We start from the raw sequence: 11,302 nt of genomic DNA, 5'->3' as shown, positions 1-11,302 counted from the left end.
GACCACCCATCCGAAGAAATCACCGCCCTTGCCGAACCGCGCTCGACCCTCGACCCCATTCGCGAACCGAAGCGCACCTACACCAGAAGGAGATATCGTTTTGTTGAAACACGCTACCTCGATGGCAGTTTTTACGTTTTTGCTTTGCACCAGCCTCTTCGCTGCGGAACTGGTCAATTTGCGCAACGCCGAAATTCGGGTGAACCGCACCCAACTCGCCGCGGGTGAACTCGCCCAAAGCCTGGGCCTCTCCCAAGGCAATCAATTGAAATATCTGCGCGGTCATCGAACCGCGAACGGCATTACCCACACCCGTTACCGTCAAACCTTTCAAGGTGTTCCCATCTGGGGCGAGCAGGTCCTGGTCGCCACCAATCGGGACGGCAGCATCTACGCCCTCAACGGCCGCATGGTTACGGGCCTCTCCACCGAACTGCGCCGCGTCGCATCGCTTTCGGAATTCGACGCCAAAGCGGCTCTGACACACGCCAAGAAACTCCACCACACACAAAGCCTGACGGCCCGCTCTTACCGCAACGAACGCAGCGAGCTCGTGATCTATATCGGCGAAAACGGCAAGCCCCATCTGGCCTATGCGGTCAGCTTCTTTTCCGACAACCAAACCGGTGACCCCACGATGCCGACCTACCTCTTCGACGCCAAAACCAAGGAAGTCCTACTCTCTTTCGAAGGGCTGATGACCGCGGAGGGCGTTGGCCCGGGCGGCAACCAACGCTATGGCCGAATTTACTACGGCACCGATTTCGACGCCTTCGAGGTGACGCAGTCGGGCGGCCAGTGCCGCATGAGCACCGCGACCCACGTCACCAAAGACCTCAACCACGCCACCAGCGGCGGCTCGATCCACACATTCAACTGCAACGAAAACACTTATAAAGAAATCAACGGCGCTTATTCCCCGCTCAACGACGCCCACTACGGCGGCGGCATCGTGTTCCAGTTGTACGACGAATGGTACGGTACCCCGCCACTGACCCAGACACTGGAGTTGCGGGTGCACTACGGCCGAAACTACGAAAACGCCTTCTGGGACGGCCAGGCCATGACCTTCGGCGATGGCGGCAACACGGTTCACCCCCTGGTCAGCCTGGACGTGGTCGGCCACGAAGTCAGCCACGGTTTCACGCAACAGCACTCGAACCTGACCTACAGCGGTCAATCCGGCGGGATCAACGAAGCCTTTTCCGACATGGCCGGCAAGGCCTGCGAGCATTTCGACGGCAGTCGGACCGACTGGGACATCGGTTCGCGGATCTTCAAGCAGCAGGGCCGCGCCATGCGCTACATGGACGACCCCACGCGGGACGGCGTGTCCATCGGTTGCGCCGACGACTACTACGACGGCATGGACGTCCATCACAGCAGCGGGGTGTTCAACAAGGCCTACTACACCCTGGCCAACACCTCCGGCTGGGATGCGCGCAAGGCGTTCGATATCTTCGTCAAGGCGAACCAGGCCTACTGGACCCCCAGCTCGAACTTCCAACGCGGTGCCGAAGGAGCGCTCGACGCCGCCAAGGAACTGGGCTACAACTGCGACGCCGTGGTCGCGGCGTTTCGGGCGGTGTGCATCACGGTCACCGCTCCCTCCGATTGCGGCGGGTCCGGCTCCGCGCCGACGGCCGCCTTCGACTACACCCTCGACGGGCTGAGTGTGTCCTTCCGCGACGCCAGCACCGATGACGGTCGGGTGGTCTCCTGGGCCTGGGACTTCGGCGACCGAGGCTCATCCAGCGCCCAAAATCCCTCCCACACCTATGCCGCAGCCGGCTCCTACACGGTCGAACTCACCGTGACGGACGACGAAGGCCAAACCGATACGCTCCGCAAAACCGTCACGGTGTCCAACGATCCCGGTGACAATATCGAACTGCGCAACGGCGAGTCGGTCACGGTCTCTTCCGAAACCGACACTTGGCGTTGGTACAAGGTCGACGTGCAACCCAATCTCTCCCCGCTTGCCGACGACAACCTGATCGTCAGCACCTCCGGCACCAACGGCGATGCCGATATCTACGTCAAGTACGGCAGTCGACCCAGCGCCGACGACAGCGACGGCCGCTCCACCAGCCCGGACAGTAACGAAGAGGTGACCATCCCCTCGCCCCGCTCCGGCTGGTACTACATCGGCCTGCACGCCTGGTCGGCCTTCGACGACCTACGGCTATCGGCCTCGTGGGATTCCGGCTCTTCCGGTAGCGCACCCGAGGCGGCGTTCGAGACCCGAGTCGACGGTCGCACGGTTCAATTCAGCGACCACAGCAGCGACGACGGTCGCATCGTCTCGTGGTCCTGGGATTTCGGCGACGGCAACACTTCTTCCGCAGCCAATCCCCAGCACAGCTACCGCGAGGACGGCACCTTTCGGGTGGAGCTGACGGTCACCGACGACGACGGCTTGAGGGACTCGGTGAGCCGGTCGGTCACGATCGACGGCGGCAGCACCGCCCCAGAATGGGAACCCTACGTCGTGTACAATGCCGGCGACATCGTCAGCTACCAAAACACCGACTATCAATGTCTGATCACCCACTACGCGTATCCCGGCTGGGAACCGCCCAACGCGCCTTCGCTGTGGTCGGGACTGTAGGCGACCGGCACAACGGGCGGGATCGACAAGGGCAGGCCTCCAAGGTCCCGACCTGACCGGGTCGATACCGCCCACCGTCAACCCAGGCAATGTCGATGGGCCGGTTCGCCTCACCGAACCGGCCTCATTCTGCAATACCGATCGTCGGAAGGATTCCCGTCCGCTCGATGATTTCCGTGCTATCCGCTGAAATGTAGTGGCATCCGCCTGACTACCTTCGGGCAATACCACTACCACTCGAACATTATTAATCATACGAGAATACGTAAATAGAAAGACGCCAGCCATTCCGGCCGGCGTCACCCGATAGATTCATCATACTAAGTTTTTAGGCTGTGTTACTCCGATGCTACCCATCCAAGAAGTTCTTGCCGGCAGTGCTGTCGAGCTGTCCCGTTTTGGGATCGTTGCCGCCATGACCGCCGTGGCCACCGGACTCCACGCCATCTTGGCCCTTGGTCTTGGGATCGTTTTTCTGTTCTTCCAATTTGCGAGCAGTCTTGTTCTCTTCTTTCGACATAAGATCTCTCCTGATTATGGTGATTTTTTTCGGGAATGACGATTCCCTTTCTTTAAGTGCCATTCACACAACCAAGGTTCATCGATTTATGGAAAAAGATTTCGTACTTCCGGTAAATACAAAGCCTGACCAATAGTGTGGATCCCGCCATTTGGGTACCTTGCGCACTTCGAGTTGAGCCAGGCGCAGGGCCTCGACCGCGGACAGTTTCCCGGTACTGAGATTTTGGTAGAAATGCGCCATCAGGCGTTCGCTGCTCTCGTTGTCCACACTCCAAAGCCCCGCGATGACGCGCCGGCTTCCCGTGGCCAGCAGGCTGGAACACAAGGAAAAGACGCCTTCACCCCGAAACACCTCACCGCTGGCCATCTTGCAACTGGAAATCACCGTCAACTCGTTCCCAGGGAGGTACATATCGAAAAGGGTGCCCAACCGGAGCGCCGAGTCACGGGGCCGTCCCTGGACGTCGTAGCCCGACAATTCGATATGTGACAGCTCGGGTTCGCGATCGTGAAGCACGGCATGGGCGGAGAAATGGATCATCCGGTATCGCGCCAGGTTCGCCTTGAAGAACTGTTCCCGGTTGGCATCGAAACCCTGGTACAGGGCGACCCCTTTCATGGGGAACCAATCGCGCATTTGGCGACACAACTCGGCGGAATGCACGAGGCGCGCGAGATTTTGGGAGGAACGCGATTCGTGTCTCGATTCGCGGGGAATCATGAGCTTCAAGCGTTCATCGCGGGGAGAATTGACGGGGTCGCAGAAAATAGCGATGGTCTCGGCTGCCGTCCCAGCGCCCTGGGCCATCACCTCGTGCTGAACCAAGGAGAAGGACAGCGAGGGGATGCGTACCCAAGCCAGCCGTTCCAGGGTAACCGCCGATTCATCGACATCTGAATGCTGGCCGTCACCTGGAATCGGCAAAGCGGCGAACGGCACCAGGTGAAGACTGCCGTCGGCCATCAACAGCACGCGACGCTTTTTCGCCAGATAGGGCCAGACAGGTTGGAGGATCCGCTCCGTCAAGGTCTTGGCTCGGAGCGCTTTGCGGATGCGTTGGCTGGCCAGATTCCTTTGGTTCAGGAATTTGGACCACTGCTGGGCGGCACGCTCGATTTTTTGACGCGGCGGCAACACCACATGAAACAGGTTGTCGTGGGTGATGACCCAGGCGTGACTCCGGCGATCGCCCAATTGGTAGATCAAGACAGCGGTTTCGCGATCGAGCAGATTTGCCCGCACGGCTTCGAGCGTCACCGTCGGCTCGCCGAGGGGGTTTTGTGATTGGGCCTTCTCGTCGCGCAACTCGTTGATTTGCAGCAGAAGCTCGCGTCGTTCGCGTTCCACCGCAGACTTCTCCTCGAAGGGTAAATCTTCCAACGGCACTTCTGCCAGGGCTTCGACCTTTCTCTGCAAGGTACGCATTTCAGAGGATTCCTGATCGCGCCACGGCCCCAAACCCATGCGGTGGCGGTAGCTTTGGTTCAGGGCGCGAGCGCGATTGCGGTCCAACACCTGAATCGCCTTGATACGCAAGGCTTCCGCCCGTTTGGGGTCGCGTTCGGCCTGATCGATCAGGTAATCGACATAGGTTTCGAAATACTCCTGACGGGCATCGGACAGGGTGCGCGCCAATCGGGGGTTGTACAGAGAGACCCGATCCGACTCGATCGCCCCGAGCATGCGGTCGAACCAGGGTTCGGCGGCGGCATGGTCCGCCTTGGCCATTTGCACCTGGGCCATCAGCTTGAAACCGTCCACCTGATCGCTGGCGTCACAACCCTGCTCGAGAACGGCCAAAGCCGATTTGATCAGGGTATCGCTTTTTCCGTGATCACCGCGAGACATATGGACCCAGGCCAGATTCAACTGAATGGCGGCCACCGCCTTGAGAAAACCTTGCGAGCGGTAATAGTCCAGCGCGCGTGTATGGGCCTCCAGCGCCTCGTCGTATTGGCCGAACATGCGGAGCGCGGTGCCCAAACGATCGTCGCAGAGCGCACGGACCCAGGGCGTCAGGGGCTCAATCGATCTAGCTTCCCGTATTTTTTTAACCGCTTCCTCGAGGTTGCCATCTTGCAGGTCGGCCCATCCGGACAGCATGAACCACTCGGCCTTCAGGTCGCGGGCACGTTGGGTTACCGGGGGCTCCTCCATGTGTTCCCCTGCATGATGGAGGGCGTCGCGGGCGTCTTCCGGCCTTTTGGCCGCCATCAGGGTTCCCGCCAGGTTCAGCAGGGTGCGCTGTGACGCTTCCGGCATGGGAAGCGCCTCATAGGCCGCCAGCGCTTTTCGGTAGGCCTCGATGGCGGCGGACAGATCGCCCCCCCTCTGGAGAAAAACGCCGTAATTGTTCTGAACCACGGCCGCTCGGTAGGGATGGGCCTTGGCCGCGAGCTCAAGAGCCAACTTGTGAAATCGTCCGGCGTTGCTGGGAAGGCATCGAGATTGTTGCCAGCGACCCACGTTCGACGCAAGGGCCACGGCATGGTCGAAGAAACCCGCTCGCTCGAAGGCGGCGACTGCCCTATCGGCATGGCGAAGGGCGTTTTCCGGCTGATTCCTTCGGGCCAGATCGCTCATCATCCACTCCGCGACGCCTTGCAAATAATCATCTTTGATTTTGGTCGCACGAGCCCGCGCCCCTTTGAGCGCTTGCTTGTCGGGTGAGGCGGTGCCGGTCCCAAACAGCGTGCGGCAAATTTCGGCGCGTGCGCGATCCGACGGCTCCGGTGCCAACTTTCGCAATAGCTCCAGGTGATATCGAGGCGACCCACCCACCCTGGCTTTGCATTCGAGAACCAGAGACAGGTTTCCGCCCCCCTCCGCCTGGAAGCAGTACCACTCGTCGCCGTGTTCACCGACCAGCGACTTGTCACTGGACAGAATCGTCTCGCCCCCACTGCCCAGAAGCGTGAATTTCAGGTCCACACCTTCCTGGGTGATGCGCACTTCGAACAGGTCGCCTTTGTTGCCGGCAACGCGCAACGATCGCCGTTCGCCCTGCTTCAGCGTACCGGATTCGGCGTATCGGTCTTCCTGCAGCCGGACCGGGATCTCCACCGGCTCGGGGGTTTCCGCCCACAGGTGCGCAAGGGCAAACAGCCAGGCTAGGCCCAGCCATCGAACGTGGTTGGTACAGGCACAGGACACCCGGCGAATCGGCTGGCGATCGCTCATGACTCACCTCAAATTCGAATCCGCTCAGGGCCGTCGAACCCAGAAGATAAATCGGGCGGAGAGTTCCTCTGGCAGTTGATCGGTGCGCCATAGCTCGACGAGGTAGGCACCATCTGTTGGTAATATTTGCGTGGGCACATTGAAGGGGAAATAACCGTCCTCGTGGTACAGAACTCCTCCCACGAGAAGCCGGGTTCCGTCAGAATCCGGCGACGCATAAAGCCTAGCCTCATAAGTACCGCTTGATTCGACGGCATCGCTGTTCAGATTTAGCGTCAGCAAACCCGTCCTGGGATCCACCAGTTCAATATCATGTTGCTCAGGCTCAGGCTCACCCATTTGAATGCCGCCCCCATCCAGTGATTCCAAATCAACTTCGAGAGAGTAATCCAACCGAATTTGCGGATCTTCGGTAACCGATCGGTGCCAAGATGCGATCCCGACGGCGAAGGCGGCAAGCGTCGCCACCAGTGCCCATGCTTGGAGCAGGCGGTGGCTCGGACTGGATTGGCCAACCGGCTCCCTGACCGAGGCTTTCGGGCCCGGCTGTGCGCCAGAACCAGTCGGCGCCGACTTCGCCAACCGGAAAACTTCACCGGCGGGAGGTTCTTCGGCAGGTTCGTCCTCCATCAGCGCGTCCACTTCGGCGGAACAGGCTTCGAGCTCCAACAGCCTGTCGGTGCAGCGCGGGCAATGGCCCAGGTGCAGCACGATCTCCTCGCGCCGGGCCTTGGGCAGGATCCCATCGAGGTAGCAGGCCAGCTCGTCCAGTGAGAGGTGATCGCCTTTCGGGTCCAGGTGTTCGGGGGTGGCATGGGCAAGCATGTCGTCCAAGGATCGCTTTTTCAACTGACACCGCCTTTCACACTCGAATGGGCGTCGCGTTCGTCCCGTTTCTTGCGCAGTTTTTCGCGAACGGTGGCAAGCGTGGACTTCACGGTTCCCACGGAAATCATCAGGGTCTTGGCGATGCTCTGGAGATCGCGATCCTGAAAGAACCTCAAGGTGAAGCAACTCTGTTGGCGCGGCGGCAAGCGTCGCGCTTCGTCCAGCAGCCAACCCACATCGTCGTCGATCTGGCGTTGTCGCTCCGCGTCCAACAGAACCGATTCCGGATCCTCATCCCTCGCGGGAGGATCGCCCCCATTATCCTCTTCGAGCACCTCCAAGGAAAGGGGTTGCTTGATCTTGTCGCGATAGTGCCTCGAGACCAAATTGCGGGCGATCGCCATCACCCAACTCGAGAACTTCTGGGAATCTCGCAAGTGACCGAGCTTTTCCAAGGCGATCGTCATGACCTGTTGGCAAAAATCACCGATATCGGATTCGTCCAACCCACGGCTGCGACCATAAGAGCAAATGAGCGTTTCCAATTTCTCTATTTCCCTACCAAAGTCATCCTTCGAGAAAGACACGATATATCCCTTAAATCGTTACTGAATGAATATCAAAGATTATCATACCTTTTCATTCATTCTCGTATTAATTTCCTAGCTTAAGGTAAATCGGTCTATTTTTCCACGAAAGATCTGGTTTAAAAGAAGTTTTATCGATCATTGAGCACACGAATGTTAGTGAACCTTCGAATGTTTGGCCGTCCGAAGATTCCGAAATTTTTTATAGGTACGCATGGTGATCTTGACTTCTCGATACCATTCGATGGCGAGAGGTCAATGTCAGTATTTGTCAACCGCTTGAGAATCATTATCTTGTGGCATTTTGGACATCCCGAATCTCCCGGATCCCTTGCGCGAACGCGATCGAGATCTTCGGTGCCCCTATTCCTGTTGCGCAAACGAGGGCCGCAATGACTCAAAAACATGCGCACCGCTCCGATCGGGTCGCCCTTGGGGTGAACCACACCCGGGTCTTCCTTTTCCCTTGCCAGCGGGTCTCGAGCCAACCGATGAATCGCGCGAACGAGATATTTTGGTTTTTTCAGAAAAGGCATAAAAAACGGGATCGAGAATGAACCCCGAACCGCGATCCGGCTCATGACTTTCGAGACCTATCGAAAGCAACTCGGAGGCGTTCATGAGTCCGACCGACGAATCGGTGGCTTCGGCATTGCGCCGGTGGATGCAAGGCGAGCCCCATGGATTGGATGTATTGTTCGAGGTCAAGCACGCCCAACTGACCCGCGTCGCAGCGGGCATTCTGGCCGATGACTACCGCGACCTCGACATGGAGACGGACGAACTGGTGAATCAAAGCTACCTGCTGATGCGCGCCAAGCCGCCCTTCCCCATGGAGAGCCCGACGCATTTCGTGCACGTCGTTCGCCAAGTCATGGAATGGCACCTGACCGACTTGATCCGTCGCCGCAAAGCCACCAAGAATTGGGGCGGGTTGATCCCCACGGACCTGGAGGAGTCGCATGTCATCGACGACCGCTGCCCCAACACCCCATTGATCGTGACAGGGGTCATGGCTGAAATCCGGCGGGAAAACCCGGACATGGACAAGGTGCTCCAATTGCGCGGGATTCCTCAATTCACCATCGCGGAGACGGCTTCGGCGCTGGACATGCCGGTGATTCGCGTCAATCGCCTGTGGCGGGCGGGCCGCGACCGTTTCCATCGACTGCTCGACGAGGGGTCCCCGAACTGAGCCCACTAAAAACACGAAAAAACACGAACAAGAAATTCCCGGCATTCCCTGCTCAGTGATGCGATCGCTTCTTCGATGGGTTTTGGGAACCCATTCTGTTGTTTCTCTGTGTGTTAGATCTGAGAACTAGGTAGTCGCCCAAAAGGCCCACGGATTCGATTCCTGCGTGGCGACGCGTCTCGGGCGACATTTGAGGACTTGTCCACGGATCACACAGATCCACACGAATTCGAACACCGCCATTCCGTTCGAGGCCAACGGTGTTGCTTTCTCCTAAGCTGAATACAAATCCAGATGTTTCAAAAGGACAGAAAAACCCTGCATAAGCGATTGATATTTTTGATTTTAGGCTCGAGTTCCTCTCGGAGCCCCCGTTGTGTGCCATCCATGGGTCCTGTCGATTCGTGTCAATCGGTGTGATTCGTGGACAAACAAAATGGGTCGATCGCAATCCACCGCGGGGAGAAACCAATCCCTTCCGAGCCTGCTCGAGGTTTTTCGTGTTTTTTCGTGTTTTTCGTGGACAGTGTGTTAGATCTGAGAACTAGGTAGTCGCCCAAAAGGCCCACGGATTCGGTTCCTGGGTGGTGACGCGTCACAGGCGAACTCTGAGGACTTGTCCACGGATCACACAGATCCACACGAATTCGAACACCGCCATTCCGTTCCAGGCCAGTCGACCTCCGAGATCTCTGCGAACTCAGTGGTAATAATAAACTTACACATAAACATCTCTGCACCTACGGAGAAACCCCCTTCCCAGACCTAACTGGAGACATCGTCCTCCGTGCCCAAAAAGCGGTACAACCACACGCGTGCCAGTTTCCAATCGCGCCGGACCGTCCCGACCGATACCTCGAGCACCTCGGCGAGTTCTTCCTCTTTCAAGCCGCCGAAAAACTTCAACTCCACCAGTCGCGACTTGCGCGGGTCGCGTTCGGCCAATTTCTCCAGGGCCTCGTTGAGCGTGAGCGGATCGAACTTGCCCTGCTCGAATCCGGCCAAGGCCTCGTCGAGGGTGATGTTGATGACGTCGCCGCCGCGCTTCAGGGCGTTCCGCTCCTTCCAGTGATTGATGAGGATGCGGCGCATGATCTGGGCCGCCACGCTGAGGAAGTGGGCGCGGCTCTGCCAGGTGGATTTGTTTTGGCCCACCAGCTTCAGATAGGCCTCGTTGACCAGCGCGGTCGCCTGCAGGGTGTGGCCGACCCGCTCGCGTCGCAGGAAGGAGGTGGAGATGCGGTGGAGTTCCTTGTAGATGACGGGCACCAATTGGTCCAGCGCGTCTTTGTCGCCGTCCTGCCAGGCCTGGAGCAGGATCGTGACATCGGGGGACGCGTCGGGAGGCGTGGGTTCGCTCATGAAACGGCCGCTCCTTTTCGGTGATCGAGCCAGCATGGAGCACGACGCGGATTTCGGGCGCCGGTACCTCCCCAGGTGCTCGTCCCATTTTGGAACAGCCTCGGGCTTCTGCCAAGCCCTATCAAAAGGAAACGGGATCGCACGCACTGGGCGGCGATCCCGTCGGTCAGCGAACTCCGCTACTGGGGTCGTTCAGGTCGTATTTCCGCGGTCCGGTACTTACCAGGCGTTGCTCGAACAGGTGTCTTGGTTGCGCTCCATGGCCAGGTAGAGATCGTTCAAGGCATTGACGACATCGAGATCGGTTCCCGTCTCGAAAAGGAAATCGATCACCGGGATCATGTTGTCGATGATCTCCTGGTAGCAGGGATTGTATCCACTGCCCACGAACTCGTAGGTTTCCTCTTCGATGGCCGTTCGCAAATTGTCGAACCAGGCGATCGAGTAGATGCTCCGGGTATAGTGCGGGACGTCCTCGAACGTATCGGCCACCACATCGATGGGCTGACTCATGCTGACGACACCGCCATCTTGCGTCACGCGTTCGATCTTGTAGTGAAACCCGGCATCGGAAACCTGAACCCTGTTTCCGTAGGTCTGCAAACCAACGGTGGTCCATTGAAACATGGTGAGCGGGCTTCTTCCGCTGACACCGATGTAATTCCCGAATACCTCGACGGTCAGGGTCACACCGGTCGCGACCTCCGTGAATTGCAGACGTTTGGCTCTGGAGATGCGATCGGGATCCAGAGGCACGTCCCCGTAATCATCGTCGATGGGGCCGGTCGTCGCGCCAACGCCGCCCGTGTCCTGGGCGGTGATGGTGAAGGTCGGATCGGCAGGAGCAAAAGCCCAATCACCGGCAAAGCCGGGAAGCACAGAGATCAGCAGGCCCGCAAAAAGCAATCGGGTTTTCACGGTGCGCAGAAAAGAAAAGGTCATGTTTGTTTCTCCAAACTCGAGTAACTGGTGGGCGCCCATCCGGAACCGGAAAAATCGGTGTTTTTCCGGCTGAT

8 protein-coding genes are annotated in these 11,302 nt (G+C 58.6%); 2 read left to right on the top strand and 6 right to left on the bottom strand.

The window, feature by feature from the left end:
- The first annotated feature begins 100 nt into the window (after positions 1-100).
- Positions 101-2,611 carry a M4 family metallopeptidase gene (locus J3U87_RS24980; protein WP_237378510.1) on the top strand — a complete coding sequence of 837 codons (2,511 nt, stop codon included), beginning with the start codon at positions 101-103 and terminating at the stop codon, positions 2,609-2,611.
- Positions 2,612-2,960: 349 nt separating this feature from the next.
- On the opposite strand, the gene J3U87_RS24975 is transcribed toward J3U87_RS24980, so the two are convergent.
- From J3U87_RS24975 to J3U87_RS24960, 4 genes are all read right to left on the bottom strand, one after another.
- Positions 2,961-3,131 (bottom strand): hypothetical protein, encoded by a 171-nt coding sequence (locus J3U87_RS24975; protein WP_237378509.1) that lies wholly within the window; start codon positions 3,129-3,131, stop codon positions 2,961-2,963.
- Between the two features lie 78 nt (positions 3,132-3,209).
- Complete coding sequence (locus tag J3U87_RS24970; RefSeq protein WP_237378508.1) at positions 3,210-6,314, bottom strand: CHAT domain-containing protein; 3,105 nt, start codon at positions 6,312-6,314, stop codon at positions 3,210-3,212.
- A 24-nt stretch (positions 6,315-6,338) separates the two neighbouring features.
- A complete protein-coding gene (locus J3U87_RS24965; RefSeq protein WP_237378507.1) occupies positions 6,339-7,163 on the bottom strand; it encodes an anti-sigma factor in 825 nt (274 codons plus the stop codon).
- Complete coding sequence (locus J3U87_RS24960) at positions 7,160-7,687, bottom strand: RNA polymerase sigma factor (RefSeq protein ID WP_237378506.1); 528 nt, start codon at positions 7,685-7,687, stop codon at positions 7,160-7,162. Before J3U87_RS24960 ends, J3U87_RS24965 begins: the two co-directional genes overlap by 4 nt.
- A 661-nt stretch (positions 7,688-8,348) precedes the next feature.
- On the opposite strand from J3U87_RS24960, the gene J3U87_RS24955 reads away from it, so the two are divergent.
- Complete coding sequence (locus J3U87_RS24955; protein WP_237378505.1) at positions 8,349-8,924, top strand: ECF-type sigma factor; 576 nt, start codon at positions 8,349-8,351, stop codon at positions 8,922-8,924.
- 765 nt (positions 8,925-9,689) lie between these two features.
- On the opposite strand, the gene J3U87_RS24950 is transcribed toward J3U87_RS24955, so the two are convergent.
- Positions 9,690-10,286, bottom strand: a complete 597-nt coding sequence (locus tag J3U87_RS24950; protein ID WP_237378504.1) for a sigma-70 family RNA polymerase sigma factor — start codon at positions 10,284-10,286, stop codon at positions 9,690-9,692.
- A 219-nt stretch (positions 10,287-10,505) separates the two neighbouring features.
- Positions 10,506-11,228, bottom strand: a complete 723-nt coding sequence (locus J3U87_RS24945) for a hypothetical protein (RefSeq protein WP_237378503.1) — start codon at positions 11,226-11,228, stop codon at positions 10,506-10,508.
- Between the last annotated feature and the right edge of the window lie 74 nt (positions 11,229-11,302).

The sequence above is a fragment of the Sulfidibacter corallicola genome (assembly GCF_017498545.1).
GTDB classification, from domain to species: Bacteria; Acidobacteriota; Holophagae; order Acanthopleuribacterales; family Acanthopleuribacteraceae; genus Sulfidibacter; species Sulfidibacter corallicola.
Note: the sequence above shows the minus strand (reverse complement) of the source record. Positions and strands in the feature narration are given on the sequence as shown.

Excerpts from the sequence above, each read along its gene's own strand:
- J3U87_RS24950 (WP_237378504.1), bottom strand. The coding sequence starts at position 10,286 with ATGAGCGAACCCACGCCTCCCGACGCGTCCCCCGATGTCACGATCCTG.
- J3U87_RS24970 (WP_237378508.1), bottom strand. The coding sequence starts at position 6,314 with ATGAGCGATCGCCAGCCGATTCGCCGGGTGTCCTGTGCCTGTACCAAC.
- J3U87_RS24955 (WP_237378505.1), top strand. The coding sequence starts at position 8,349 with ATGAGTCCGACCGACGAATCGGTGGCTTCGGCATTGCGCCGGTGGATG.
- J3U87_RS24945 (WP_237378503.1), bottom strand. The coding sequence starts at position 11,228 with ATGACCTTTTCTTTTCTGCGCACCGTGAAAACCCGATTGCTTTTTGCG.
- J3U87_RS24975 (WP_237378509.1), bottom strand. The coding sequence starts at position 3,131 with ATGTCGAAAGAAGAGAACAAGACTGCTCGCAAATTGGAAGAACAGAAA.